The sequence below is a fragment of the Actinomadura vinacea genome (genome assembly GCF_039532545.1).
Lineage (GTDB): Bacteria > Actinomycetota > Actinomycetes > Streptosporangiales > Streptosporangiaceae > Spirillospora > Spirillospora vinacea.
Window position 1 is genome coordinate 395741 of sequence record NZ_BAAARW010000006.1, and the last position, 24664, is coordinate 420404.

General features: G+C 71.9%; 28 protein-coding genes. 12 read left to right on the forward strand and 16 right to left on the reverse strand.

All coding sequences use genetic code 11. The annotated features are described in order from the left end of the window. Positions 1-83 precede the first annotated feature (83 nt). Both ABD340_RS10345 and ABD340_RS10350 read left to right on the forward strand, forming a co-directional pair. Positions 84-314, forward strand: a complete 231-nt coding sequence (locus tag ABD340_RS10345) for a hypothetical protein (RefSeq protein ID WP_344588480.1) — start codon at positions 84-86, stop codon at positions 312-314. Continuing rightward, positions 308-439 (forward strand): SDR family oxidoreductase, encoded by a 132-nt coding sequence (locus tag ABD340_RS10350; RefSeq protein WP_344588481.1) that lies wholly within the window; start codon positions 308-310, stop codon positions 437-439. Before ABD340_RS10345 ends, ABD340_RS10350 begins: the two co-directional genes overlap by 7 nt. A 41-nt stretch (positions 440-480) precedes the next feature. Here ABD340_RS10350 and ABD340_RS10355 read toward each other — a convergent pair whose 3' ends face one another. Next, positions 481-1434 (reverse strand): alpha/beta hydrolase, encoded by a 954-nt coding sequence (locus ABD340_RS10355; RefSeq protein WP_344588482.1) that lies wholly within the window; start codon positions 1432-1434, stop codon positions 481-483. A 2-nt stretch (positions 1435-1436) separates the two neighbouring features. Then, positions 1437-3305 carry a hypothetical protein gene (locus ABD340_RS10360; RefSeq protein ID WP_344588483.1) on the reverse strand — a complete coding sequence of 623 codons (1869 nt, stop codon included), beginning with the start codon at positions 3303-3305 and terminating at the stop codon, positions 1437-1439. 251 nt (positions 3306-3556) lie between these two features. Here ABD340_RS10360 and ABD340_RS10365 point away from each other — a divergent pair, with 251 nt between their 5' ends. Genes ABD340_RS10365 through ABD340_RS10385 form a run of 5 tightly spaced genes read left to right on the forward strand, consistent with a single transcriptional unit; the run spans position 3557 to position 9161 of the window. Further along, complete coding sequence (locus ABD340_RS10365) at positions 3557-4549, forward strand: LacI family DNA-binding transcriptional regulator (RefSeq protein WP_344588594.1); 993 nt, start codon at positions 3557-3559, stop codon at positions 4547-4549. A 1-nt stretch (position 4550) separates the two neighbouring features. Continuing rightward, positions 4551-6149 carry an FAD-dependent oxidoreductase gene (locus ABD340_RS10370; protein WP_344588484.1) on the forward strand — a complete coding sequence of 533 codons (1599 nt, stop codon included), beginning with the start codon at positions 4551-4553 and terminating at the stop codon, positions 6147-6149. A gap of 15 nt (positions 6150-6164) precedes the next feature. Next, entirely contained in the window at positions 6165-7412 is a 1248-nt protein-coding gene (locus ABD340_RS10375; RefSeq protein WP_344588485.1) for an ABC transporter substrate-binding protein, read from the forward strand. After that, on the forward strand, positions 7412-8341 hold the full coding sequence (locus ABD340_RS10380) for a carbohydrate ABC transporter permease (RefSeq protein ID WP_344588486.1): 930 nt from the start codon (positions 7412-7414) through the stop codon (positions 8339-8341). Before ABD340_RS10375 ends, ABD340_RS10380 begins: the two co-directional genes overlap by 1 nt. Then, entirely contained in the window at positions 8331-9161 is an 831-nt protein-coding gene (locus tag ABD340_RS10385) for a carbohydrate ABC transporter permease (RefSeq protein WP_344588487.1), read from the forward strand. Before ABD340_RS10380 ends, ABD340_RS10385 begins: the two co-directional genes overlap by 11 nt. Positions 9162-9279: 118 nt before the next feature. On the opposite strand, the gene ABD340_RS10390 is transcribed toward ABD340_RS10385, so the two are convergent. Together ABD340_RS10390 and ABD340_RS10395 are read right to left on the reverse strand one after the other, a co-directional pair. Next, a complete protein-coding gene (locus ABD340_RS10390; RefSeq protein WP_344588488.1) occupies positions 9280-9951 on the reverse strand; it encodes a hypothetical protein in 672 nt (223 codons plus the stop codon). A gap of 88 nt (positions 9952-10039) precedes the next feature. After that, complete coding sequence (locus ABD340_RS10395; protein WP_344588489.1) at positions 10040-10384, reverse strand: TcmI family type II polyketide cyclase; 345 nt, start codon at positions 10382-10384, stop codon at positions 10040-10042. Between the two features lie 169 nt (positions 10385-10553). On the opposite strand from ABD340_RS10395, the gene ABD340_RS10400 reads away from it, so the two are divergent. Next, complete coding sequence (locus ABD340_RS10400) at positions 10554-11780, forward strand: cytochrome P450 (protein WP_344588490.1); 1227 nt, start codon at positions 10554-10556, stop codon at positions 11778-11780. A gap of 67 nt (positions 11781-11847) precedes the next feature. Here the strand turns inward: ABD340_RS10400 and ABD340_RS10405 are convergent, their stop codons facing one another. From ABD340_RS10405 to ABD340_RS10450, 10 genes are read right to left on the reverse strand one after another with little or no spacing between them, the layout of a single operon-like run. After that, a complete protein-coding gene (locus ABD340_RS10405) occupies positions 11848-12159 on the reverse strand; it encodes an antibiotic biosynthesis monooxygenase family protein (RefSeq protein WP_344588595.1) in 312 nt (103 codons plus the stop codon). Positions 12160-12164: 5 nt separating this feature from the next. After that, on the reverse strand, positions 12165-12512 hold the full coding sequence (locus tag ABD340_RS10410) for an antibiotic biosynthesis monooxygenase family protein (protein ID WP_344588492.1): 348 nt from the start codon (positions 12510-12512) through the stop codon (positions 12165-12167). 2 nt (positions 12513-12514) lie between these two features. Next, positions 12515-13255: an SDR family oxidoreductase gene (locus tag ABD340_RS10415; protein WP_344588493.1), complete on the reverse strand. Its 741-nt coding sequence runs from the start codon at positions 13253-13255 to the stop codon at positions 12515-12517. Continuing rightward, a complete protein-coding gene (locus ABD340_RS10420) occupies positions 13252-14331 on the reverse strand; it encodes a methyltransferase (protein WP_344588494.1) in 1080 nt (359 codons plus the stop codon). The genes ABD340_RS10415 and ABD340_RS10420 overlap by 4 nt, the downstream gene beginning before the upstream one ends. A 28-nt stretch (positions 14332-14359) precedes the next feature. Next, entirely contained in the window at positions 14360-14821 is a 462-nt protein-coding gene (locus ABD340_RS10425) for an anthrone oxygenase family protein (protein WP_344588495.1), read from the reverse strand. Next, positions 14818-15294, reverse strand: a complete 477-nt coding sequence (locus ABD340_RS10430) for an SRPBCC family protein (RefSeq protein WP_344588497.1) — start codon at positions 15292-15294, stop codon at positions 14818-14820. Before ABD340_RS10430 ends, ABD340_RS10425 begins: the two co-directional genes overlap by 4 nt. Beyond that, positions 15291-15557 (reverse strand): acyl carrier protein, encoded by a 267-nt coding sequence (locus tag ABD340_RS10435; RefSeq protein ID WP_344588498.1) that lies wholly within the window; start codon positions 15555-15557, stop codon positions 15291-15293. Before ABD340_RS10435 ends, ABD340_RS10430 begins: the two co-directional genes overlap by 4 nt. After that, positions 15557-16792 carry a ketosynthase chain-length factor gene (locus ABD340_RS10440; RefSeq protein ID WP_344588499.1) on the reverse strand — a complete coding sequence of 412 codons (1236 nt, stop codon included), beginning with the start codon at positions 16790-16792 and terminating at the stop codon, positions 15557-15559. Before ABD340_RS10440 ends, ABD340_RS10435 begins: the two co-directional genes overlap by 1 nt. Further along, complete coding sequence (locus ABD340_RS10445; protein WP_344588500.1) at positions 16789-18060, reverse strand: beta-ketoacyl-[acyl-carrier-protein] synthase family protein; 1272 nt, start codon at positions 18058-18060, stop codon at positions 16789-16791. The genes ABD340_RS10440 and ABD340_RS10445 overlap by 4 nt, the downstream gene beginning before the upstream one ends. Continuing rightward, positions 18057-18488, reverse strand: a complete 432-nt coding sequence (locus tag ABD340_RS10450) for a cupin domain-containing protein (protein ID WP_344588502.1) — start codon at positions 18486-18488, stop codon at positions 18057-18059. Before ABD340_RS10450 ends, ABD340_RS10445 begins: the two co-directional genes overlap by 4 nt. Before the next feature lie 190 nt (positions 18489-18678). Here ABD340_RS10450 and ABD340_RS10455 point away from each other — a divergent pair, with 190 nt between their 5' ends. The 4 genes from ABD340_RS10455 (at position 18679) to ABD340_RS10470 (ending at position 22698) form a co-directional block, all read left to right on the forward strand. Further along, entirely contained in the window at positions 18679-19134 is a 456-nt protein-coding gene (locus ABD340_RS10455) for an anthrone oxygenase family protein (RefSeq protein WP_344588503.1), read from the forward strand. After that, positions 19131-19610, forward strand: coding sequence for a pyridoxamine 5'-phosphate oxidase family protein (locus ABD340_RS10460; protein ID WP_344588504.1), 480 nt, complete (start codon positions 19131-19133; stop codon positions 19608-19610). The genes ABD340_RS10455 and ABD340_RS10460 overlap by 4 nt, the downstream gene beginning before the upstream one ends. A gap of 16 nt (positions 19611-19626) precedes the next feature. Continuing rightward, entirely contained in the window at positions 19627-21489 is a 1863-nt protein-coding gene (gene asnB / locus ABD340_RS10465) for an asparagine synthase (glutamine-hydrolyzing) (protein ID WP_344588505.1), read from the forward strand. A gap of 288 nt (positions 21490-21777) precedes the next feature. Next, positions 21778-22698 (forward strand): NAD-dependent epimerase/dehydratase family protein, encoded by a 921-nt coding sequence (locus ABD340_RS10470; protein ID WP_344588506.1) that lies wholly within the window; start codon positions 21778-21780, stop codon positions 22696-22698. A gap of 120 nt (positions 22699-22818) precedes the next feature. Here the strand turns inward: ABD340_RS10470 and ABD340_RS10475 are convergent, their stop codons facing one another. Further along, a complete protein-coding gene (locus ABD340_RS10475) occupies positions 22819-23598 on the reverse strand; it encodes an ABC transporter permease (protein WP_344588507.1) in 780 nt (259 codons plus the stop codon). Then, the gene (locus ABD340_RS10480) at positions 23595-24590 is read right to left on the reverse strand and encodes an ABC transporter ATP-binding protein (protein WP_344588508.1); all 996 of its coding nucleotides are present in this window, start codon (positions 24588-24590) and stop codon (positions 23595-23597) included. Before ABD340_RS10480 ends, ABD340_RS10475 begins: the two co-directional genes overlap by 4 nt. Positions 24591-24664 lie beyond the last annotated feature (74 nt).

Genomic DNA, 24664 nt, shown 5'->3' on the forward strand with positions numbered 1-24664 from the left:
CCATGACGTTGACGGTCGGCTCAGGGCGATGCTGCACAGTTGTTCAGCATCGGATCGTTTCCTTGAAGGGGCGGCGCGCGGTCGTGACCGGGGGCGGTCGCGGGCTGGGCAGGGCGATCGCGTCGCGCCTGGCCGAGGCCGGTGCCGACCTGCTGATCGGTGACATCGGCGGCCTGGACATCTGGGTCGACAACGCCGGCATTTTCCCGAGCGTCCCGCTGCTGGAGATGAACGAGGACACCTGGGACGAGGTGTTCGCCGTGCGCGGTCTCACGAGCGCACGACGACACCCCCGCCGACCGACCTCATGTTGACCGGCCCGATCGGCCGCGGCGGCTCTCCGGACGACATCGCGCGTGTGGTCCTGTTCTGCGCATCCGACATGTCGGCCTTCATGACGGGCAGCACACTGCTCGCCGACGGCGGCGACACCGCCTGATGCGTGACTCGAGCCAGGGCTTCGGGCGAAGTCGGTTCTGACTACGCGGCCGTGTGACGTCCGAACGCGCGGAGCAAGGCCGCGACCTGCTCCGCGCGGGCGCGCCGGACGAGTCCGGTGCCTGGGAGCGGTGCGTCGTCGAAACCGTGGAAGGCGCCAGGCCACAGGTGAAACTCGACGGAGACACCGGAGCGCACCAGCCGCAGGGCGTAGTCGGCGCACTCGTCGCGGAAGACCTCCAGCTCGCCGACGTCCAGGTAGGCCGGGGGAAGCCCGGACAGATCGGCGGCGCGGGCGGGGGCCGCGTAGATGGGGATGTCGGGCCCGCCCGCGTCCGCACCGAGCAGGGCCGACCAGCCGAAGACGTTGAAGGCGCGCGGCCAGGTGATCGCCTCGGCGAAGGCCGCGCTGGACGGGGTGGCGTCTCGATCGTCGAGCATGGGGCAGAGCAGTAGTTGGAAGACCAGGGGAGGTCCGTCCCGGTCGCGGGCGAGCAGGGCGGTGCCCGCGGCCAGACCGCCGCCCGCGCTGATGCCGCCGACGGCCAGGCGCGACGCGTCGATGCCGAGCGAGGCGGCGTTCTCGCAGGTCCAGACGAGCCCGGCGTAGCAGTCCTCCACGGGGGTCGGGTGGGGATGCTCGGGGGCCAGCCGGTAGTCGACCGAGACGGCCACCGCTCCGGTCTCGGCGACATACCGCGACACCCGGGCGTCGTCCGACTCGGGGGAGCCGAGGATCATCCCGCCGCCGTGGATCCAGTAGAGGCAGGGAGCGTCCGGCGCGGCGGCCGGCGGCCGGTAGATCCGCACCCGGATCCCCGAACCGGGGACGACCCTGTCCTGCACCCGCACGTCCGGCAACGGTGGTGCGCTGGCCTTCTTCCGCAGCTCCCGCAGGTCGCGCAGCTCGTCCGGGGACAGGCAGGTGTAATCGACCCGGGTCAGGGGCGACCGGGTCAAGGCTTCGCGCAGTTCGGGGTCCAGGTTCGGATGCATGGTCAGTAGGCGAGCGCGATGGACAGGTTGAGGTTCCCGTCGTGCTGGACGAGCAGGATGTGAGTGCGCCGAGCGCCGTCCAGCAGGTAGACCGACGACGCCCTGAAGCTCACCGTCCGCGGTCCGCCCCACCGGAACCGGACGATGCCCCGGCGCCGGTGCAGGTCCAGGCCGTCGGCGGTGGTCGTGACCGAGCCGCCGTAGGGAGCCGTCGTCCCATTGGTGAAGACGACGGTGTCGGAGGCGCGCAGCACGAGCGGGATCTGCTCACCGGCTGCCGAGTTCGCGCGGACCGACCTGGTCAGCATCCCGTCGGCGGCCGTCACGGTGGTGACCACCGAGGAGGTGGGGGTGTGGAAGCGGAAGGCGTAGGGGGAGCCGCCGAGGAACTCGACGGGCTGAGGGCCGTCGGCGTCCGCGACCTGGCCGGGGAAGACCGTCGCCCAGCAGCCGTGGTCGTTGTTGTTCAGCGACTGGATCACGGTTCCTGCGACCGGGTGCCACAGAAAGGTCAAACCGGTGCGGGAATGGGTGGTGGCCCGGCGCGTCCCGAAGTAGCCGCCCAGATAGAGGTCGCGCCGGCGGAGGAAAAGGAAGTCCTGGCCGAGGTCGCCGCGGTGCTCGGTGAAGTTCTTTGACGCCAGGTAGGGGAGTCGCGCGATCGCGGAGTCCTTGGCCCGCCGGGTCGCGAAGCGCTCGCCGTAGAACCCGTGGGCGATGATGCGCGGCGAGGTGTCGGGTTTGACGAGGGCAGGGATGGGCTCGGGGTCGGCGGTCCAGGCCGTCCGGGCGGCGGCGAGGTCCTCGCGCGCCGACAGGAACGCCCCGAGCGCGGGCACGTCCGGGACGAACTGCCCGCTCAGCGCGGTCCGCTCCGGATCGGGCCTGGTGTCGTTGTAGAACAGGGCGCTGGTGCGGGACGACGGCCCGATGTTGGTGATCCAGCCGGACCCGTCGGGCTCGCGCAGCATGTTGTAGCCGAGCCAGCCTGTGTAGGCGGATGCCATCGTGACGAGCCGGGAGTCGCCGCTCTGCCGCCGGCAATCGGCCAGCTCGGGCAGCATCACCTCGAAGTTGTAGTTCATGTCGGCCCCCGACTTCTCGTAGAAGAAGCCCGCGGGGCTCTGCCCGTGGGCGGCCAGCCGGCCGATCGCGGCGGTGAGGCGCGAGCGCAGGGCCGCGTCCGGGTCCTGTCTGAGGGCGAGGGCAGACCCGGCGAGCCCGGCGGTGACCTGGTTGGCGAAGGTCAGGTCGCTCTGCCAGACGCTCTCGTTGGACGGATCGAGCAGCCAGGTCATGGCCGTCCGCAGCGCCGCGGTGATCCGGGTACGGCGGGCGGGCAGCGCGTTCGCCGACCGCAGCAGCGACTGGACCTTGCTGAGGTAGCCGAGCGCGAACCCCGTCGCCGCGAGGGAGTGCTCGCTGCCGGAGTACTCGGGCCAGGTACCGTCGGGGTGTTGCAGCCCCAGGTAGTGGCCGAGGGCCGCGTCGAGCCCCGCGAGTAGCGCCGGATCGCCGGCGTAAGGGTTCCAGGGACGGGCCTTGGCGTAGAACCAGGCCAGGGTCAGGACGTGCTCCTGCACTCGGGCGTTGGTGGCGCTGGCGGGCGTCCGCCACCAGCCGCCGGTGAAGAAGCCGTGGTCGGAGTCGGCGTCGGAGATCTCGTTGACCATCGGGGCGAGCGACACCAGGTAGGACGCGACACGCTGCTCCGCCGGCGCGAAGGCGGTCCGCGCGATCGGGCCGAGCCCGGCCAGGTCGGGCAGCCGGCCCGCGGCGGAGGCGCGGCCCGCGGGTAGGGCGGTGAGCAGCGCGGCCGCTCCCGCTCCGGTCAGCAGACCGCGACGGCTGATGTCTCTGGGCTCGAACACCGTGCCAGCTCCTCGGGGGTGGTGCGGCGACCCTCGCCCTGGGGGACGACGTAAGGTCCGGCTGGCCGCAAAGTCTCATCCCGGCAAGATCAGTCGTCAAGCTGATAATGCGAATTACCACAGGGAAATCGCCCCCTTGACAGCTGCGGGAACGTCGTCTCAGAATGAGGCCCGCCGAGTGCCAATGCGCATTATCACCAGATTGGGCTCCTACTACCGTGACCCCTCCCAGGCGCCTGACGTAGCAGGACATCGCCCGGATGGCCGGCGTGAGCCAGACGACGGTGTCGATGGTGCTGAACAACCGCACCGACACCGAGGTGCGCATCTCCCCTGAGACCCGCGAGCGGGTGCTGCGCGTGATCCGCGAGACCGGCTACATCGCCGATCCCGCCGCGCGCAGGCTCGCCGAGCGGCGCAACCGGATCATCGGCGTGTTCACCTACGAGGCGGTGTTCCCCTCGGCGAGCGCCGACTTCTATCATCCGTTCCTGCTCGGGATCGAGGAACGGGCCGAGGACGCGGGTTGCGACCTGCTGCTGTTCACCAGTGCCAAGGCGGCTTCGGGGGAGCGGCGGCGGATCTTCAACGCCGACAGCCGGGTCCGACTGGCCGATGGCTGCGTCCTGCTCGGCCGCACCGTCGACCGCGATGACCTCGCCCGGCTGCTGGCCGAGGGCTTCCCCTTCATCTCGATCGGCCGGCGCGACGACGCGGGCGGGCCCGTCCCGTATGTCGGGGTCGACTATCCGCCCGCGGTCCGCGCCCTGGTCGAGCGGGTCAAGGCGCTCGGCCACGTCAGGCTGGCCTATGTCGGGGCGGGCGAGGGCGGTGAGTCGCGGACCGACCGGATGCGCGGCTTCCGCGACGCCGCCGGCCCCCGAGCCCTCCATCTCCCCGTCGAAGCGGGCGGCCACGGCCGGATCCTGGACGAGCTGAGCGCCGCAGGCGTGACCGCCGTGTTCGTCGAGGAACCGGCCGACGGCACCGCCCTGGCCGAGGCCGCCCAGGCCCGCGGCCTTTCGATCCCCGACGACCTGTCGATCCTGGTGCTCGGCACCCCCGACCGGCGTCCCGGCTCCACCGGCTTCACCGGCTTCCGCATCCAGCGGCGCGAGATCGGCTGGCGCGCCGTCGAGCTGCTGACGGACGTTCTCGAACGAGGCGGGATGCCCCAGGAACTGCTGCCGTGCGAGCCCGTCGAGGGCACCACGCTCGCCGCCCCCCGCAACCGGAAGGCTTGACGTGCACGAGATCCATGCGGACGCGGTCGTCGTCGGCGGCGGGCTGGGCGGCGTGGCGGCCGCGCTGGCTCTGCTGCGGGCCGGACGCACCGTGGTCCTGTCCGAAGAGTTCGACTGGCTCGGCGGCCAGCTCACCAGCCAGGCCGTGCCGCCGGATGAGCCGTCGTGGGTGGAGAACTTCGGCGTCACGGCCTCCTACCGGGCGCTGCGCGAGGGCATCCGGCGCTACTACCGCGAGCACTACCCGCTCACCGAGGCGGCGCGGGCGGCCCGCGAGCTCAATCCGGGCGGCGGCCATGTCAGCAGGCTGTGCCACGAGCCGCGCGTCGCGGTGGCGGTGATCGAGGCGATGATCGCCTGCTACCGGGGATCGGGGCTGCTGCGGGTGCTCCAGCCCTACCGGCCGGTCGCCGCCACCGTGGACGGCGACCGGGTCACCTCCGTGACGCTCGGGGGCGACGCGGGCGAGGTGGTCGTCACCGGCGCCTACATCCTGGACGCCACCGAGACCGGCGAGCTCCTCCCGTTGACCGGCACCGAGTACGTCACCGGCTTCGAGGCGCAGGCCGAGACCGGTGAGCCGAGCGCTCCCGCCGAGGCCCAGCCGCTCAACATGCAGGCCGTCTCGGTGTGCTTCGCGATGGACCACCTCGACGGCGACCACACGATCGACCGCCCCGCCTCCTACGATTTCTGGCGCGACTACCAGCCGTCCTTCTGGGGCGACAAGCTCCTGTCCTGGCGCTGCCCGAACCCGCGCACGCTCGAGGTCATGGAGCGTTCCTTCACGCCCAACCCGGACGATGACCCACTCGCCGTCCTGGCCGACCAGCGGATCAGCCCCGGCGACGGCGATCTGTGGACATTCCGCCGGATCGCCGCCCGCCGGAACTTCTTGCCCGGCACCTACGCCAGCGATATCACGCTGGTGAACTGGCCCATGATCGACTACCTGGAGGGGCCGGCCTTCGACGTCCCCGACGCGGCCGGGCACCTGGCCGCGGCCCGCGAACTGTCGAAGTCGGTCCTGTACTGGATGCAGACCGAGGCGCCCCGCCACGACGGCGGCACCGGCTACCCGGGGTTGCGGCTGCGCGGCGATGTCACCGGCTCCACCGACGGCCTCGCCCAGGCCCCCTACATCAGGGAGTCGCGCCGGATCAGGGCGCTGTACACCGTCACCGAACAGGACCTGTCGGTGGCGGTGCGCGGCGACAAGGGCGCGGTCTCCTACCCCGACTCCGTCGGCATCGGGATGTACCGGATCGATCTGCACCCCTCGACCGGTGGCGACAACTACCTCGACGTCGCCTGCTCGCCGTTCGAGATCCCGCTCGGCGCGCTGATCCCGCGGCGCGTCGCCAACCTGCTGCCCGCGAGCAAGAACATCGGCACCACCCACATCACCAACGGCGCCTACCGCCTGCATCCGGTCGAGTGGAACGCGGGAGAGGCCGCGGGCGCGCTCGCCGCGTTCTGCCTGGACCATGCCACCACGCCGCACGCCGTCCGGGAGGACGAGACCCTCCTGACCGACTTCCAGCACCGCCTCACCCGGGACGGCGTCAGCCTGCGCTGGCCCGAGATCGTCGGATACTGAGGAGACCCCCACCCCATGAAACTCCGCGCCCTCGCCGCCGTCGCGGCGCTGCTCGCCACCACCACCGCGTGCGGCGGCTCCTCGAACGACAAGGACCCGCACGCGCTGCGCATGACGATCTGGACCTCCAACGACGCCCACCTGAAGCTCTTCAACGACATCGCCACCGACTACAAGAAGACCCACCCGGACATCACCGAGATCAAGTTCGATCCGATCCCGGTCGAGTCCTACACCACCACCCTGACCACTCAGCTGGCCGGGGGGAACGCCCCCGACCTGGCCTGGATCCTGGAGAGCTCGGCACCCGACTTCGTGGCGTCCGGCGCGCTCGCCCCGCTCAAGTCGAAGGTCGAGAACGGCGCGGAGCTGGTGCCGTCCACGACGAAGCTGTGGGAGAAGGACGGGGAGCTGTACGCCTACCCGTTCTCCACCTCGCCGTTCGGCGTGTTCGTCAACACCGACGCGCTCAAGAAGGCGGGGCAGAAGTCCCCGCAGAAGCTGATCAAGTCGGGCGAGTGGACCTGGGACAAGGTCGAGGCCGTCAACGCCGCCGTCGCCGCGAAGGGCGGCAACGGGCTGGTCATCCGCGACTTCGACTACAAGAACTGGGACAACCTCGCCTCGGTCTGGACGGGCTGGGGCGCCAGGCCCTGGAGCGAGGACGGGAAGACCTGCGGGTTCAACAGCCCGGAGATGACCGAGGCGATGACCTTCCTGCACAAGGCGATCTTCACCGACAAGGCGGTGCCAGGCCCCGGCACCACGGTCGACTTCTTCACCGGCGACGCCGCCATGACGATCACCCAGATCTCCCGTGCGTCACTGCTGAAGGACGTGAAGTTCGGCTGGGACCTGGTTCCGCTGCCGTCCGGGCCGAAGGGAGATTACTTCGTGATCGGCCAGGGCGGGCTCGGCGTGCTGAAGAAGTCCAAGAACGCCGCCGCGGCCGCCGACTTCCTTGCCTTCTTCACCAACCAGGCCAATTCGGCCAAGCTCGCGGCTTACTTCCCGCCGCCGCGCTCCTCGCAGCTCAACGCCGAGACCCTGGCCAAGAGCAACCCGCATCTCAAGCCCGACCAGCTCGAGAAGGTCGTCGTGGCGGGGATCGGCAAGGGCGTCGTCAAGCCGAGCCACACCGGGCAGGCAGAGCTGGCGCAGACCGTCCGGGCGGCGCTCGACCCGATGTGGACGCCCGGCGCGAACGTGAAGTCGGTGCTCGACGGGGTCTGCACGAAGATCCAGCCACTGCTGGGATCGTGATGGCCGCGACCGGGCTGCGGACCCGGGGGGCCGCCCCCCGGGGCTCCTACTGGACGATCCGGCGCCGCGACAACCTCGTCGGCTATCTGATGGCCGCGCCCCAGCTCATCGGCATGGTGCTGTTCGTGCTCATGCCGCTCGGGCTGGTGTTCTGGTACAGCCTCCACGAGTGGAACGTGCTGGCCGGGACGTTCGAGTTCGCCGGCGGCGAGAACTACCGCAAGCTCGTGGCCGACCCGTCGCTGCGGTCGGTGCTCGGCGCGACCGTGCTGTTCTCGATCGGGCTCGTGGTGCTCAACCTGACCTTCGCGCTGGCGCTGGCCGTGCTGCTCAACCAGCGGCTGCGTGGGACGACCATCTTCCGGACCGTGTTCTTCTCGCCGGTCGTGGTCTCGCTGGTCGCCTGGACGGTCACCTGGCAGTTCCTGCTCCAGTCCAACGGCGGGATCAACGGACTGCTCGCCGCGGTCGGGATGACCGGGCCGAACTGGCTGCGCGGGGAGTCGACCGCGATGGTGTCGGTCGTGGTCGTCCAGGTGCTCAAGAACGTCGGGCTCAACATGGTGCTGTTCCTCTCGGCGCTCCAGAGCGTCCCGCGGCAGTTGTACGAGGCCGCCGAGCTGGACGGGGCGGGGGCGTGGACCCGGTTCCGGCGGATCACCCTGCCGCTGATCAGCCCGACCGTACTGCTGACCTCGATCATCACCGTCGTGGGGTCGTTGCAGGTGTTCGCGCAGATCGCGGTGCTCACCCAGGGCGGGCCGGGGACGTCGACGACCGTGCTCGTCTACTACCTGTATCAGCAGGCATTCCAGTTCCACCACTTGGGATACGGGGCCACCCTGTCGGTCCTGCTGTTCGCGATCGTCGCCGCGCTGACCTTCCTGCAGTGGCGGATGCGGCGGAAGTGGGTCTTCCATGAGTCCTAGAACGAGACTGTCCCTGTACGGGTTGATGTGCCTGCTGTGCGTGCCGTTCGTCTTCCCGACCTGGTGGATGGTCACCGCCTCGTTCCAGCCGGCCGCGGACGTGTTCGCCTTCCCCTCGTCGCTGCTGCCCAGCCGGTTCGATCTCACGGCGTACCGGCGGGCGTTCGAGCTCCAGCCGTTCGCGCGGCAGTACTTCAACAGCCTGTACATCGCGCTGATCGTCACAACGGGGACGATGGTCGTGTCGGCGATGGCCGGATACGCCTTCGCGCGGATCCGGTTCCCCGGGCAGAACGTCCTGTTCGTGGTGGTCCTGACAGGGCTGCTGATCCCGAGCGAGGTGACGATCGTTCCGCTGTTCCAGATGTTCCAGAAGGCGGGGATGGTCAACACGCACTGGCCGCTGATCCTCGTGCCGGTGCTGGGAGCGCCGAGCGTGCTGGCGACCTTCATCATGCGGCAGTTCTTCATCAGCCTGCCCGACGAACTGGAGGACGCCGCCCGGGTGGACGGCCTCGGCCGCTTCGGGACCTTCTACCGGGTCGCGCTGCCCCTGGCCAGACCCGCCCTCGGCGCTGTAGCGATCTTCACCTTCCTGCACTCCTGGAACCTCTACCTGGAGCCCGTGGTGTTCCTGTCCTCGAAGGACATGTTCACCCTGCCGCAGGTGCTCACTCAGTTCGTGGACGCCTACGGTGGGCCGATGTGGAACGTCCAACTGGCTGCGGCGACGATGTCGACCCTGCCGATCCTGGTGGTGTTCGTCCTGGCTCAGCGCCAGTTCATCGAGGGCTTGGCCCATTCGGGCCTGAAGGGCTGAAATCTGCGGGCGCTGCGGGAACGTGATCGGTAAACGGCGGATCGAGGACCTGGTGGTCGCGTCGGCGGCCGACATCGAGGAGTTCTGCGCCGCCCGCACGGCCGAGGAGGGCACCGTCTCACAGCGGGAAGTCCGGCCACGGTCTCCTCATCTCGTAACGGGCGATCATGCCGGCCAGGTAGGCGACGAAGAGGTCGGCGATGTCGTTGACCTCCAGCTGGGCGAACCTTCCCCGCAGCAGGGCGGAGCCGGCCTCCGCGTCCAGGCCGGTCCCGTGGGCCTTGAGAACGTCGCCGTTCCGGTCGAGCGTGCAGGTGTACCCGACGGGGGCGGCGGGGACGACGATCGCCGCCATGCGCCGGCCGGGATCCCCGGGGGTAAGGATCTCGGGCAGCTCGCGGCGCAGCTCCCGCCTCCCGAGTGCGAGCAGGATCAGGAACGGCGGTGCGGCTCCAGGCCCGTGCGCCGGCCGCCGGGTCCGCAGGGCCCGCAGCACCTCGGCGTGCGTCGCGAACGAGGTGAGGTGAGGTGGCCCGGGGACGCGCAGGCGCCGGATGGGCAGGCCGGTGAACAGGGAGAGGTCCTCGTCGGCGCCGACGATGTGGACGTCGGGGCAGGACTCGCCGAACAGCAGCCCGGCGAGCAGCGCGTACATCGCGTTGGCCGCGCCCGCGCCGGCCATGCCAAGCCCGCCGGCGCGGAACAGGTCGAAGCTCACCGTCCCGCCGTCCCGGCAGGGCAGGACGAGCTCGCCGGCGGAGGTGAGTCTCGGCAGGCTCTCGCTGCCCATTGCGGCTCCTCGGGGTGGGGCCACAACGGTGACGCTCGGGCACGGGAGTCCAAAGCCGGGGGCGTGTGGCCAGGCGTCATGCGGGCGGTCAGCGGGTCACGACGCCCGTCCCCGCCTCCCAGCGGTAGAACTCGCGCGCCATGGCGTCGGCGGGCGACCGCCAGGTGCGCGGGTCGTAGGCCTCGACGTGCTCCGACAGCGCCTCGCTGAGCTTGCCGAAATCCGGGTGCCGGTGGATGTCGGCGAGGGTGCGGCCGGCGCTCTCCCGCACCTCGCTGAAATGGAAGTAGAGGCCCCGGTAGGCGAGCAGGCTGCGGCTGACGGTGCCGGCGATCTCGGGCAGTTCGGTCCGCTCGTCGGACTCGGCGAACAGCCGTGCCACCTCCTGCTCGGAAGAGGGACGCATCCGGGCGACGATCAGAACCCTGTCCATGGCACCATCCCTGTGTCGGCCCCGCTGCGGGGCGGCCTGACTTCGCGTCTGACTTCGCGTCTGACTTCGCAGAGCGTGCCAGTAAGTGCTTGTGCCCGGCTCGAAGGCCGTTAGGGCGTGGCGTCCGGACGTCGAGCCCGCTTCGAGGACGGGCTGTAAAGCTCGGCGTATGCCCCCTTCGCAGGATGTGAATCGCGTCGCCGCCCCGCGCAAGTTCCCCTTCCGTACGCCGAACCAGTTCCATCCGCCCTGCGAGCACGCGGAGCTGAGGGACACCGAGCCGGTCGCCCGGGTCCAGCTGCCGACCGGGCACGCGGCCTGGGTCGCGACCCGGTACGCCGACGTCCGCCAGGTCTGCACCGACCGGCGGTTCAGCAAGGCGGCGGTGACCGAGCCCGGCGCGCCGCGGCTGATCCCGCTGCAGCGCGGCTCCAAATCCCTGGTGATCATGGATCCGCCGGAGCACACCCGGCTCCGCAAGATCGTGTCCCGCGCGTTCACCGCGCGCCGGGTCGAGGAGCTGCGCCCGCACGTGCGGGAGCTCACCGAGGGGTACGTGGACCGGATGCTCGACCAGGGGCCTCCGGCGGACCTCATCGCCCACCTCGCACTGCCGCTGCCGGTCACCGTCATCTGCGAGCTGCTCGGCGTGCCCGCGGAGGACCGGGAGCGCTTCCAGGGCTGGACCGACGGCATGCTCACCATCGGTGCGCCCGCCCTCGCCCGCGCCGACGAGATCAAGGACTCGGTCGGCAGGCTGCGGGCCTACCTGGCCGAACTGATCGCGGCCAGGGTCGCCGAGGCGTCCGGCGACCTGCTCGGCACGCTCGGCCGGGCGCATGCCGACGAGGGCCGGCTCACCGAGGAGGAGCTGCTCACGTTCGGCATGACGCTGCTGGCCGCCGGCTACCACACCACCACCGCGGCGATCACGCACTCGGTGTTCCACCTGCTGCGCGAGCGTGAGCGATACGAGCTGCTCCGCAAGGACCCCGGGGCGATCCCGGCGGCGGTGGAGGAGCTGCTGCGGTTCGGCCAGATCGGCGGCGGGGCGGGCGCGATTCGCATCGCGGTCGAGGACGTCGAGCTCGGCGGCGTCACCGTGCGCAAGGGCGAAGCGGTGATCCCGCTGTTCAACGCGGCCAACCGCGACCCGGAGGTGTTCACCGACCCCGACACTCTGGAGCTCCGCCGGGAGGACAACCCCCACATCGGCCTGGGGCACGGCATCCACTTCTGCCTCGGCGCGCCGCTCGCCCGGCTGGAGCTGCAGGTCGTCCTCGAGGTGCTGGTACGCCGGTTGCCCGGCCTGCACCTGGTGACGGCGGAGGACGACATCTCCTGGCAGGCCGGGCTGGCCTTCGCGCGGCCGGTCGCGCTGCCGCTGGCCTGGTAGCGACCCCGGTGGCGAAGACGGAACCGGCCCGGTAGGCGATGCGCCTGCCGGGCCGGACCGTGCGGGGTCAGAGTGCCTGCATCACCTGGTACACGTCATAGCCGCGCCCGTTGGAATCGTCGCGGAAGCCGCGGAGCCCCGCGGTCTGCCCCTTGTGCGCCGGGCCCTGCTCCCACCGGCGGAACTCCGCCAGGCTCCGCCACTCGCTGAGCACGGCGAAGCGGCCCGTGTCGAGCGTGGAGCCGAGCAGCTCGCTGCCCAGAAGACCGGGCGTGCCGCGCAGCTCCTCGCACACGCGCGAGTACGCCTCGGGCACGGCATCGGGCTTCGCGTCCGGGGCCGCGTAGTAGACGAGCACCCGCACCCGCGCGCCGGACATCGCCGTCACCGGCCCGGCTCCGGCACCGGGCGGCGGCCGAGGTCGTACACGACGTTCATCGCGACCATGGACCCGTGCAGACGGTACGGATGCAGCTTCTTGCGGTGCTCGACGTGCCCGGCGCTGCGCTCGAACTCCCGGAACCGGGTCTCGTCCACCCAGTCGCTCATGATGTAGTAGACGCCGTCCTCCACCGTGTCGCGCAGCAGCCACTGCCCGAGGTTGGCCGGATTGGAGTTGACCGCGTCCCCGATCGAGTACCAGACCCGTTCGAAGTCCTGCTCCTTGCCGGGGACGATCTGCATCCGCAGCATGACCCGGAAGGCGGCGCCGGCCTGCTCTGGCCGCGTCATCGTCACATGCCTCCGTCGACGTTGATGGTCTCGCCGGTGACGTACCGGGACTGGGGGCCGGCCAGGAACAGCACGACGTCCGCGACCTCGTCGGCCTGCCCGAGCCGCTTGAGCGCGGTCATGGTCTGGTAGCGCTCCCGCTGCTCCGGCGGCAGGTGCGCGGCCTGGTCGGTCTCGGTGATGCCGGGGGCGACCAGGTTGACCCGGATGCCGCGCGGGCCGAGCTCCTTGCTGAGCGACCGGACGAAGCCGATCAGCCCGGCCTTGGCGGCGGTGTAGTGCGTGCGCTGCGAGATGCCGACCAGCGCGACCTTCGACCCGATGCCGACGATCGAGCCGCCGTCCCGCAGCAGCGCCAGCGAGGCCCGCGCCACCAGGTACATGCCGGTGAGGTTGGAGTCGAGGATCCGGTGCCACTCCGCCGGCTCCAGGTCGTCGATCGGCACATGGCTGATCAGGCCGGCGTTGTGCACCACGACGTCGAGACCGCCGAACCGGCCGCCGACCTCGTCCAGCAGTGTCCGGACCTGGGCGGCGTCGGCGATGTCGGCCTGCAGCACCAGGTGCTTGCCCGGGGTGCCGGCGAGCTCGGCCTCCAGCTTCGCGGCGGCCTCGGCGTCGGCGCGGTAGCAGACCGCCACGTTGGCGCCGGCGCCGGCCAGGGCCAGCGCCACCGCCCGTCCGATGCCGCGGGTGCCGCCGGTGACCAGCGCGTTCTTGCCGGTGAACGAGTTGTCGGTCATGCGCTCTCCTTGAATTCGACGGGGCTGGCGGTTCGGGATCGGACGGGGCGGCACTCCAGCACCTCGCGCCGGCCGGGGACGGGCTGGCTCACCAGGTCGAAGCCGCCGGCGCGCAGCAGGCGCCGCCACTCGGCGACGGTGCGCTGCCGGCCGCCGATGATGGCGAGCATGTCGATGTCGGTCGCCTTGCTGTAGTCGCGGACGTCCCCTGGCGGCACCACCGGCTCGACGACCAGCAGGCGGGCGTGCGGGTCGTCCCCGATGGCCTGCCGAACCCGGCGCAGGATCTGCTCGGCCCGGTCGTCCGGCCAGTTGATGAGGACGGCCTTGAGCAGGTACGCGTCGCAGCCCTTCGGGAGCTCGTCGAAGAAGCTGCCGGACAGGACCCTGACGCGGTCGGCGACGCCGTGCTTCTCCAGGACCGGGGGAGCGCCCGCGACGACGTCCGGGAGGTCCAGCAGGACGCCCGCGCTGCCCGGGCTGCTGTTCAGCACCTGGGCGAGGAAGTAGCCGTGGCCTCCGCCGATGTCGGCGATCCGCCGGAAGCGGTCGAACGAGCGGCGCGACAGGATGGCCTTCGCCTGCCCCTTGCTGACCTGGGTCATGGCGCGGTCGAACAGGTCCGCGGCGGCCGGGTCCGCGCGCAGGTGGTCGTAGAACGGCATGCCGAAGACCCGCTCGGCCGCGGGCCGCCCGGTGCGCACCGTCTCCAGCAGGTCGCCGTACGGCCGCCACCACAGGTCGCCGGCCGCCATGCGGAACAGGTCCCGGTGGCTGTCGGCGGTCCCGGTGCGCAGCAGCTCGGCCATCGGGGTGAGCCCGAACCGCCGGTCGTCGCGCTCGGTGAACACCCCGAAGGACGCCGCGCAGCGCAGCACCCGGTACAGCGCGTCCGGGTCGGCGCCGACCTCGGCCGCGATCTCCGCGACCGGCCGGGGACCGTCGGCCAGCGCGTCCGCCACCTGCAGCTCGGCCAGCACCTGCACGACCTTGGCGACGCGCATCCCGTCCAGCAGGGACTGCAGGCGCAGACTCGCCGCCGGCGGCCCGCCGCCACCGGCCTCCAGCTCGCTCATGGCTCCTCCCTCCGGTTCGGTCCGCGGCTCACAGCAGGACGCCGATGGCCGCGGCGTTGATCAGCAGCGCCAGCGCGGCGAGCGCCGTGCGCAGCGCGTTCCATCTGGCCCAGCGCCGCAGGAACGCCCGTGCCCGGAAGCCGTCCGGCGGCGCGTCCGGGACGATCCGCTGGATGCTGCGGTTCATCGGCAGGTTGCGGGCCAGCGTCACCGCGATCACGGTGAGGGCGAGGACCGCGGCGGCGGCGCACAGCAGCCGCGCGGCCGCGTCGTCGGCCAGCGCCGCCACGGCCGCGTCGGCCACCAGGGTGATCAGCAGGCAGATCGGCTGAAACGGGTCGTACCGGCCGACGGAGAACGCGTGCGCCCGGATGTAGCCGTCCTCGGGCAGGGTCCGGTAGTACGGCACCACGCCGAGCACGCTGCCCACGAGGACGCCCGCGCACAGCCCGTTGGCCAGCGCCGCGGCGGGGAGCAGCAGCTCGATCATCCGGTGCCCGCCCGCGCCGCCCGCGCGGCCTGCTCGATCCGGTTCCTGATCAGCCTGAGCTGGACGGGGGAGTTGGCGTTGATCCGAGCGGTCATCGCCGCGAGGTCGACCGGCGAGCCGGGCTTCATCCGGAAGTCCTGCCGCCAGCGCAGCTCCACGCCGCCGGGCACCTCGCGGTACTCCCACAGCAGGTTCATGTACTCGAACCAGCCGGTCTCGACGCGATGCGCGCGGACGCTGCGGGCGGCCTTGTCCGCGGTCCGCTCCGACACCCACGACCAGGCGTTGCCGTCCGCGTCGGGGTGCATGGTCAGCCGGAACCGCACAGTGTCGCCCTCGCGGTGCAGGATCTCGGCGGCGGCGTACTCGTCGAACAGGTCCGGCCAGGACGCGACGTCGTTGGTCATGTCCCAGACCAGGTCCATCGGCGCATTGATCACGATCGCGTTGTCGGTCCGCCAGTCGCCGGTCATCGTCCCGCCCCCGTCCGCGCCGCGTTCCGGTTCACGTAGTCGACGAAGGCGCCGGGCGTCTCCAACTCCGCGGCGTCCTCGTCGGGGATGCGCACGCCCCACACCGTCTCGATGCGGGCGGCGAGCTCCAGCACCGCGAGCGAGTCGTACTCCAGGTCGGTGAAGGTGGCGTCCTGGATGTCGCCGTCCAGGTCGATCCCGTCGTCTTCGCCGACGCACGCGCGCATCAGCGTCCGCAGATCGTCGAGATTTCGTTGGGTCATCATCGGCTCCGTTCGGTCGTTTCGTCGGGGCCGCGCAGCACGAGCGCGGCGTTGAACCCGCCGTAGCCGCGGGCCAGGACCAGGACGGTGCGCAGCCCGGCCGTCCTGGGCTCCCCGCGGACGAGGTCGAGCGCGTAGTGCTCCGGGACCTCGGTGACGGCGGCCGTCGGGGGGATGACCCCGTCCCGGATCGCCAGCAGCGCGGTGGCCGCATCCAGTGCGGGGCCGCCGGCGTAGAGCCGCCCGGTCATGGACTTGGGCGCGGTGACCGGCACCCCGCGCGGCCCGAACACCTCGGCGAGCGTCCGAGCCTCCGCCAGGTCCAGACCGGGCACGCCGGCCGCGTCCGCGAACACGGCGTCCACATCGGCGGGGGCCAGCTCGGCCTGCGCGAGCGCGGCGCGCACCGCGCGGCCCAGCGTCGGCGGCCGGCGCGAGCCCGGCGGGGGGTCGAACGTCGCCGCGTAACCGGCGATCCGCCCGTACCCCTGGCCCGCGCCCCTGGCCCGCGCCGCGGCCGCGGGCTCCACGATGAGGATCGCGCCGCCCTCGCCCGGTACGTACCCGGCCGCGGCGGCGTCGAAGGGCAGGTACGCGCGGGCCGGATCCGTGCCCGGGCTGAGCCGCCCGCTGCTGAGCTGGCAGGTCAGCCCGTACGGGCTGAACGGCGCGTCGGTGCCGCCGGCCACCACGACCCGGGCGCCGTCCGCGAGGTACCGGCGGGCCTGCGCGAACGACTCCAGCGCCCCGGCCTGCTCGGCCACCACGACCCCGCAGGGACCGCGCATGCCGTGCCGGATCGAGATCTGCCCGGTGGCGGCGGCGTAGAACCAGGCGATCGACTGGTAGGCGCCGACATGGCGGGGGCCGTCCCGCCACAGCGCCTGGATCTCCCGCTGGCCGAACTCCACCCCGCCCGACGAGCTGGCCGTCACCACCGCCATCTCGTACTCCGGCAACTCCGCGGGCACCACGCCCGCGTCGGCGAGCGCCAGGTCGGTGGCGGCCAGCGCCAGGTGCGTCCAGTGGTCGGTCTGCGGGATCAGGCGTCCGGGGACGCGCTCCGCCGCGTCGAAGCCGGGCACCTCGCCGCCCAGCGCGACCGGGTAGGACGAGGCGTCGAAGCGGCGCAGCGGGCCGATCGCGGACTCGCCCCGCAGCGTCGCCGCCCAGTGCTCCTCGTGGCCGATGCCGGTCGGCGCCACCACCCCCATCCCGGTCACCACGGGGGTCATGCGGCGCTCCGCTCCGGGGCGGTGAGCACCGTGGCCGTCTGGAACCCGCCGAAGCCGCTGCCCACGCTCAGCACCGTGCCGACCCGCCGCTCGCGCGCCTCCAGCGGCACGTAGTCCAGATCGCACTCCGGGTCGCGGTTGCGCAGGTTCGCGGTCGGCGGCACGACGCCGTGCTCGATCGCCAGCGCGCAGGCCGCGACCTCGATGGAGCCGATCGCGCCGAGCGAGTGGCCGACCATCGACTTGATGGAGCTCACCGGCACCTCGTAGGCCCGCGCGCCCAGGCTGCGCTTGAACGCCGCGGTCTCGTGCCGGTCGTTCTGCTTGGTGCCCGACCCGTGCGCGTTGATGTAGTCGATGTCGTCCGGTCCCACCCGGGCGGCGGCCATGGCCACGCGGATGGACTCCGCCATCTCGCGCCCGTCCGGCTTGAGACCGGTCATGTGATACGCGTTGCCGCGCGTGGCGTACCCGGCGACCTCGCAGTAGACGTGCGCGCCGCGGCGCCGCGCGTGCTCCAGCTCCTCCAGCACGAACACCGCCGAGCCCTCGCCCAGCACGAACCCGTTGCGCTCCCGATCGAACGGCCGGGACGCGTGCGCGGGGTCGTCGTTGTTCGGCGAGGTGGCCCGGATCGCGTCGAAGCACGCGACGGTGATCGGGGAGATGGGGGCGTCGGTCGCGCCGGCGAGCGCCACGTCCGCGCCGCCCTCGGCGACCACGCGGGCGCCGTGGCCGACGGCGTCCAGCCCCGACGTGCAACCCGTGGAGATCAGCGCGACCGGCCCCTCCGCCCCGCACACCCAGGCGACCTCGGTGGCAAGCGAGCTGGGCACCAGATGCCGGTACAGATGCGGCACGCCGTAGGTGTGGTCGACCAGCCAGTCCCGGCCCTGGTCGCTCACCACGACGTACTCGTCCTCGAGCCCCATCGTGCAGCCCACCGCGCTGCCCAGCGAGACGGCGGTGCGCGCCGGGTCCAGCTCGCCGACCTCCAGCCCGCTGTCGGCGATCGCCTCCCGCGCGGACACCACGGCCAGCTGGGCGGCCCGGTCCATGCGCCGGATCTCCCGCCTGCTCAGCCCTTCGGCGGCCGGGTCGAAGTCGCACTCGGCGGCGATCCGGGACCGGAACCCGGCCGGATCGAACAGCGAGATCGTCCGGGTCGCGGTCCGGCCGTCGGTCAGCAGGCTCCAGAACGCCTTGCGCCCGATGCCGCCGGGCGCGACCACGCCGATCCCGGTGATGGCGACCTGGCGGCGGGTCACGCCCGGCCGCCCACGTCGATCTGCCCGTGTCCCGCGGCGCCCGGCAGCGGCTCGGTGTCGACATGGCCGAGCTCCGGCCGGGGCGCCAGCGGCCCCAGCTGGAAGATCGCCTCCGCCGGCCCGGCACCGGCGTTCTCCACCCGGTGCCGGACGCCGATCGGCACCAGCAGCGCCGAGCCGGGCTCCATCGGCACCGGCTCGCCGTCCATCCGGACGACCAGCTCGCCGCGCACGAGGTAGAGGAACTCCTCCGAGTACGGGTGGTAGTGCTCCGAGACGAACTCGCCGGGCTCCAGCGTCAGCCGGCCCATGAAGCCCGACGTGGTCCCGGCGGTCCGCGGGCTCAGCAGCACCCTCAGATCGCCGCCGCGGCGGCGGTTCGGCGCCACCTCGCCGACGGCGACCTTGGTCGGACGTTTCTCGCTCACGAAAACCGGCTCCCCTCGATACCTCCGGGCGCACTCGCCCCTCCCACGACAACGAAGGGTCACCGTGACTGCTCGAAGGCATCTCGAAACACCCTTGAAACCCCGATCCACCAACCGCCCTCAAGCACTCTTCGAGGCGCGCGGACGAGACTGCGGGCACCGCGAGCGACGTCTCAGAGGAGCGATCACCTTGGTTTCCGAAGTGCTCGGCGGGGCCGTGCTGGTCAGCACCGGCCTGGCCGCCGGGGTGCTGTTCACGCACGCCGTCGGCGTCTGGCCCGCGCTGCAGGCGATGTCGCCGGGCCAGTACGTGGCGGCGCACAAGCTGGTCGGCCGCGCCTACGACCCGATGATGCCGATCATGGTCGGCGGGTCGGCGGTCGCCGACATCGTGCTGGCGATCACCGCCGACGGCACGGCACGCGCGCTGTTCGCGGCGTCGGCGGTGTTCCTGGCCGGCGTCTCGGTGGTGTCGCAGACCAAGAACGTGCCCATCAACCGCCGGGTGAAGGCGCTCGACGAGAACGCCATGCCGGCCGACTGGGCGGATCCGCGGCGCCGGTGGGGACGCTGGAACCTGGTCCGCACCGGCTTCGCCCTGCTGGCCTTCGTCGGCAATATCGCTGCTGCTGCGGCGGCGTCATGACGGCGCCTGCGCAGGGGCGGCCGCGGGGAGGCGGCGGTGCTCCGCCGCGGTCCGCGGACGTCCGCAAGCGGGACGCACTCGAACTGCTCGGCGCCGCCCGGCACGCGTGGGTCGCGTCCGGCGGCGGGGACGGGCCGCACCTGATCCCGCTCGCCTGTGTGTGGGACGGGACGCGGGTGGCGCTGTCGACCCGGGCGGGCTCGCGGACCGTTCGCAACCTGCGGCGGCTCGGGCGGGTCCGGCTGGCGTTCGGCTCGGCCGTGGACGTGGTGCTGCTGGACGGGGAGGTCGCGATCACCGCACCGGGTGACGTGCCCGCCGCGACCCGCGACGCGCTCGCGGCGCTGCCGCTGGACCCGGAGCGGGTGCCGGGCTGCGTCTACCTGTTCGTCACCCCGCGGCGCGTACAGGCCTGGCGGCATCTCGGCGAGATGGCCGACCGAGTGATCATGACCGACGGCCGCTGGGTCGTGTGAGAGCGAGGAGGACCGGATGTCCGGACTGGCCGGCTGGGTGGACTACGAGCGCGACCTGACCCGGGAGGGCGCCACCACCCGGACCATGACCGCCACGATGGCCTGCCGCGGCCCCGACGCGGAGGAGCTGTGGCTCAGCGAGCGCGTCGCGCTCGGGCACCGCCGGCTCGCGGTCGTCGACCGGGAGGGCGGGCGGCAGCCGATGCGTGCCGAGGAGGGCGGGCGCACGCTCGCCGTCGTCGTCTTCAACGGGGAGATCTACAACGCCCGCGAGTTGCGCGCCGAACTGCTCGCCCTGGGCCATCCGTTCCGAACGCGCAGCGACACCGAGGTCCTGCTGCGCGGTCACCTGGAGTGGGGCACCGGCCTCCCGGCACGGCTGAACGGCATCTTCGCCTACGCGGTGTGGGACGCGCGCACCGAGGAGCTGTTGCTGGCCCGGGACCAGCTCGGCGCCAAGCCGCTCATCTACCACCCGACTCCCACCGGAGTCCTGTTCGCCTCCGAGCCCAAAGCCGTCCTCGCCCATCCGTGGGTCGACCCGGTGGTGGACACCGAGGGCTTCCGCGAGCTGCTGTCCCAGGCGGGGACGCCCGGGGCCGTGGTGTTCCGCGGTATGCGTGAGGTGCGGGCCGGGCACCTGGTCCGGATCGGCAAGCGCCGGCTCACCACCGAGCGCTACTGGGGCCTGGAGGCGCGCGAGCACACCGACGACCTCGACACCACCATCGGCACCGTTCGCGGGCTGCTGGAGGAGTCGATCGGCCGCCAGCTGAAGGCCGACGTGCCGGTGTGCTCGCTGCTGTCGGGCGGCCTGGACTCCAGCGGGCTCACCGCGATCGCCGCGCGGATGCTGGCCGCCGAGGGCGGCGGCCCGGTGCGGACCTTCACCGTCGACTACGCCGGACTGGCCGAGAACTTCAAGCCGGACCAGGTCCGCACGTCGCTGGACGCCCCGTACGTCGCCGACCTGGTCGCGCACGTCGGCTCCGAGCACACCAACGTCGTCCTGGACACCGCGGACCTGCTCGACCCGGTGATGCGGGCGGAGACGATCCGGGCCCGTGATCTGCCGAGCCCGCTCGGCGACATGCAGACCGGCCTGTACCTGCTCTACCGGGCCGCCGCCGAGCACTCGACGGTCGCCCTGACCGGCCAGCTGGCCGACTCTCTGTTCGGCGGTCCCGCCTGGGTCCAGGATCCCGAGTTCGCCAACGCCGACACTTTCCCGTGGGTGGCGCTGGCGCAGCGGCGCGCCTGCGCCGACGGGCTCGGCAACGGGCTTCTCGACGCGGGCCTGCGGCGCCGCCTGGACATTCCGGGGTACGTGCGGGAACGGTTCCACGAGGCGCTCGCCGAGGTGCCGCACGTCGCCGAGACCGACCCGCAGGAACGGCGGATGCGGGAGATCACCTATACGCATCTGACCCGCTACCCGGAGACCCTCATCCGCAACGACGAGCGGCTGAGCGCGTACGTCGGGCTTGAGACGCGGGTGCCGTTCTGCGACCCCGAACTGCTGCAGTACGCGTTCAACACGCCGTGGCGCATGCAGACCTTCGACGGGCGCGAGAAGAGCCTGCTGCGCGCCGCGGTCGCCGACCTGTTGCCGCAGTCGGTGCTCGAACGTCCCAAGAGCCCGTTCCCGGTGAGCGTCGACCCGGGCTACGCCAAGATCCTGCGGACCGAGCTGACGGAACTGCTGGACGACCCGAACGCCCCCGCGGCCGGGCTGGTCGACCGGAAGGCCGCGCAGGACCTGCTGGACGACCCGGACAGCCTCGCCGAGGGCTGGCGCGGGCGGACGAACGTCGAACTCGTCCTGCAGCTCGACACCTGGCTCCGCGACTACGGCGTCCGCCTCGACATCGACCACTGACGGCCCCGCACAGGAAGAGCGGCAGGCCCCGCCCGATCGGATCGGGCGGGGCCTTTCGCGTGGGGCGCCGCAAGCGGGCCGAATTCCTCCGACCCGTGCACGAGGCGAATTCAAGCCGCCGAGCAGATCATGTGTTTCTGGGGCAAATTCGCACGTGACGCGGTTCGCCGATGACGAGAGGAATGATTGTGAAGGCATTTGATTCTCCCCGGAGGCAGCGGCCTGGAAGCCATTCCAAAAGCAGGAATGACCGCCGCAGGGTGACGAGGGCGAAGTGGTGTTGAGGCCATGAGGTCCCTGCCGAACCGACGAGCCGGGCGGCGCCGCGTGGTGGTGGTCGGAGCCGGCGGTTTCATCGGCCGTCCGCTCTGTGAACGGTTGCGGTCCGAGGGCGCGCAGGTCGTCGCGGCGACACGGGATTCGCCACCGCTGGTCGGCGCCGACGGCGCCCCGGTGCCGGAGTTGCGCGAGGCGGAGGTCGTCTACCACCTCGCGTCGAGCGTCACCCCCGGCGAAGCCCAGAGTCGTCCCGAACGGGTGGCGGCCGACCGTGAGATGTTCAACGGACTGCTGGACGCGCTGGCGACGGTCGACCGGCCGCCTCTGGTGGTGCTGAGCAGCACGGGCCTGACGGTCTGCGAGTCCGGCGACGCCGCACCGTGCACGGAGGACTCGCTCGCCGCACCGAAGTCGGCGTACGCCAAGGCCAAGCTCGCCATGGAGGACGACCTGCTGTCCCGCGGCGCGCACGTACCCGGTGTGGTGCTGCGGATGACGAACGTTTACGGCCCCGGGCACCGGCTCCGCCGTGGATACGGCGTGGTGGCGCACTGGCTGCACGCCGCCGCGCAGGACCGGCCGCTCGACCTGTACGGCAATGTGGAGACCACACGGGACTACGTGTACATCGACGACGTGGTCACCGCGATGGCAGAGCTCGGACCGGAGACGGCGGACCTGCCGTTCAGCGTGTTCAACATCGGTGCCGGCGAGGCGACCTCGCTGGGACGGCTGCTCACCCTCATCCGGAACGTGACCGGGCGGGAGCTGACCGTGCGACTCCGTCCCGGGCGGGGCTTCGACCATCCGACCGCGCTCCTCGACGTGCGCAGGGCGCGGCGGCTGCTCGGCTGGCAGGCTCGCACGCCGCTCGCGGCGGGCCTCGAACAGGTGTGGCGCGGGCTGCCGCGAAGTGAGGCGGCCTCGTGAGCGCGACCGAGCACAGCACGCGACCCGCCTCGGCCCCACCCCTCACCGGCTATTCCGCACAAAAGGGCCGTCGGCCCCGCCCGTTCCCCTCGGGCGGGGCCTGCCGCGTTCTCGGACGGTTTAGAGCGAGCGTTGGTAGGAGCGGAAGGAACGGACCGCGACGAGGCCGCACGCGGCGGCCAGGGCCGCCAGCCATGTGAGCCGGATCAGCACCAGGCCCCAGTCGGTGTCGGCCGCCAGCGCCGAACGGCCCGCCACCACCGCCCAGTCGATCGGGTTCACCCGGGCGGCCGCCTGGATCCAGTCCGCCGCCAGGTTCTGGTCCATGAAGGCGGAGCTGAGGAAGACCAGCGGCAGCAACACGAACTGGATCACCGCGGTGAGCGACTGGCTGCGCTGGATGATCAACGCGAACGATATCGACAGCGAGCCGACCGCCAGCACCATCAGGATCGCCGCGACCATCAGCACCGCGGCGCCCGCCGGTCCGCCGGGGAACCGCGCGCCCAACACCAGGGCCAGCGCCAGCACGATCAACGACTGCGCCGCGATCGTGATCGCCTGCTGGCACAGATGCCCGGCGATCAGCGCGATCCGGGAGACCGGCGAGATCAGGAACCTGTCCAGCACCCCCCAGCCCAGCTCCTCCAGCACGTTGCCGCCGCTCCAGGCGCCGCGTGTGAGCGCCATCATCACGATCACGCCCGGGGTGAGGTAGTCGATGTAGGGGCGGCCGTCCCCGAACCCGCGCAGCTCGGTCACCCGGTAGAACAGCTGGCCGAAGATGAGCAGCCAGATCGCCGGCTGCACCAGGCCGATCACCAGGAACAGCGGCTCGCGCAGCGTGCCGCGCAGCAGCCGCGTCGTCATGAACCAGGACTGTGACACCACCGCGGTCATCGGCCGCTCCCCTTCCGACTCGCGTGGCGCAGGTAGACATCGTCCAGGCTGGGCCGGGTCACCGCGACCGACGCCGCGGCGACCCCGTCCGTCGCGAGCGCGGCGAGCACGTGCGGGACGGCCGCGGCGGCGTCGTCGACCCAGGCCCGCACCGTACAGCCGTCCACGCTCACCTCGCGGACCCGGCCGAGCCGTTCCAGGATCCGCCGGGCCGCGCCGGCCGTCTCCGGATCGACCACCTCGACCAGGATGGCGTCGCCGTCGAGCGCGCCCTTGAGCTCGGCCGGGGTGCCCTGTGTGATCAGCCGGCCCTGATCCAGGATCGCGACCCGGTCCGCGAGCCGGTCGGCCTCCTCCAGATAGTGCGTGGTCAGCAGGATCGTCACCGCCCCGGCGGCGGACAGCCCGGCGATGTGCTGCCAGATCTCCGCCCGGATCTCCGGGTCGAGGCCGGTGGTGGGCTCGTCCAGGAACAGCACCCGCGGCCGGTGCACCAGGCCCATCGCGATGTCCAGCTTCCGCCGGGTGCCGCCGGAGTATTCGCGGGCGCCGCGGTCGGCGAACCCCGCCAGGCCCGTCATCTCCAGCAGCTCGTCCACGCGGTCGGCCAGGTCGCGCCCGGACAGCCCGTACAGCCGGCCCTGGAGGGTGAGGTTCTCCCGCCCGGTCCCGGCCGGGTCGACGCCCGACTGCTGCGCCACGCATCCGATCATGCGGCGCACGGCCTGCGGGTCGCGGTCCACCTCGACGCCCCCGATGGCGGCGGTGCCGGAGTCCGGTCGGGACAGCGTGGTGAGGATCCTCATGGTGGTCGACTTGCCCGCCCCGTTCGGTCCCAGCAGCGCGAACACCTCGCCCGCGGCGACGTCGAAGTCGATCCCGTCGAGGGCGCGGTGGCCGCCCGGGTAGGTCTTGGCGAGCCCGCGGACCCGCAGGGCCGCCGCCCTCCCCGGGACGCCCGCGCCGGGGGGCGCGGTGACGGCTTGTGCCATGGGCGTGTTTCCTCTCCGCAACGAAGACACTTTGGGAGAGAAGGTCACAGATCCCGGTCGAGCCGTCCTACAGC

Excerpts from the sequence above, each read along its gene's own strand:
- asnB (WP_344588505.1), top strand. The coding sequence starts at position 19,627 with ATGTCCGGACTGGCCGGCTGGGTGGACTACGAGCGCGACCTGACCCGG.
- ABD340_RS10435 (WP_344588498.1), bottom strand. The coding sequence starts at position 15,557 with ATGACCCAACGAAATCTCGACGATCTGCGGACGCTGATGCGCGCGTGC.
- ABD340_RS10380 (WP_344588486.1), top strand. The coding sequence starts at position 7,412 with ATGGCCGCGACCGGGCTGCGGACCCGGGGGGCCGCCCCCCGGGGCTCC.
- ABD340_RS10430 (WP_344588497.1), bottom strand. The coding sequence starts at position 15,294 with ATGACCGGCGACTGGCGGACCGACAACGCGATCGTGATCAATGCGCCG.
- ABD340_RS10400 (WP_344588490.1), top strand. The coding sequence starts at position 10,554 with ATGCCCCCTTCGCAGGATGTGAATCGCGTCGCCGCCCCGCGCAAGTTC.
- ABD340_RS10395 (WP_344588489.1), bottom strand. The coding sequence starts at position 10,384 with ATGGACAGGGTTCTGATCGTCGCCCGGATGCGTCCCTCTTCCGAGCAG.
- ABD340_RS10410 (WP_344588492.1), bottom strand. The coding sequence starts at position 12,512 with ATGACGCGGCCAGAGCAGGCCGGCGCCGCCTTCCGGGTCATGCTGCGG.
- ABD340_RS10425 (WP_344588495.1), bottom strand. The coding sequence starts at position 14,821 with ATGATCGAGCTGCTGCTCCCCGCCGCGGCGCTGGCCAACGGGCTGTGC.
- ABD340_RS10405 (WP_344588595.1), bottom strand. The coding sequence starts at position 12,159 with ATGTCCGGCGCGCGGGTGCGGGTGCTCGTCTACTACGCGGCCCCGGAC.
- ABD340_RS10475 (WP_344588507.1), bottom strand. The coding sequence starts at position 23,598 with ATGACCGCGGTGGTGTCACAGTCCTGGTTCATGACGACGCGGCTGCTG.
- ABD340_RS10470 (WP_344588506.1), top strand. The coding sequence starts at position 21,778 with ATGAGGTCCCTGCCGAACCGACGAGCCGGGCGGCGCCGCGTGGTGGTG.
- ABD340_RS10390 (WP_344588488.1), bottom strand. The coding sequence starts at position 9,951 with ATGGGCAGCGAGAGCCTGCCGAGACTCACCTCCGCCGGCGAGCTCGTC.
- ABD340_RS10480 (WP_344588508.1), bottom strand. The coding sequence starts at position 24,590 with ATGGCACAAGCCGTCACCGCGCCCCCCGGCGCGGGCGTCCCGGGGAGG.
- ABD340_RS10415 (WP_344588493.1), bottom strand. The coding sequence starts at position 13,255 with ATGACCGACAACTCGTTCACCGGCAAGAACGCGCTGGTCACCGGCGGC.
- ABD340_RS10460 (WP_344588504.1), top strand. The coding sequence starts at position 19,131 with ATGACGGCGCCTGCGCAGGGGCGGCCGCGGGGAGGCGGCGGTGCTCCG.
- ABD340_RS10440 (WP_344588499.1), bottom strand. The coding sequence starts at position 16,792 with ATGACCCCCGTGGTGACCGGGATGGGGGTGGTGGCGCCGACCGGCATC.
- ABD340_RS10355 (WP_344588482.1), bottom strand. The coding sequence starts at position 1,434 with ATGCATCCGAACCTGGACCCCGAACTGCGCGAAGCCTTGACCCGGTCG.
- ABD340_RS10350 (WP_344588481.1), top strand. The coding sequence starts at position 308 with ATGTTGACCGGCCCGATCGGCCGCGGCGGCTCTCCGGACGACATCGCG.
- ABD340_RS10420 (WP_344588494.1), bottom strand. The coding sequence starts at position 14,331 with ATGAGCGAGCTGGAGGCCGGTGGCGGCGGGCCGCCGGCGGCGAGTCTG.
- ABD340_RS10385 (WP_344588487.1), top strand. The coding sequence starts at position 8,331 with ATGAGTCCTAGAACGAGACTGTCCCTGTACGGGTTGATGTGCCTGCTG.
- ABD340_RS10375 (WP_344588485.1), top strand. The coding sequence starts at position 6,165 with ATGAAACTCCGCGCCCTCGCCGCCGTCGCGGCGCTGCTCGCCACCACC.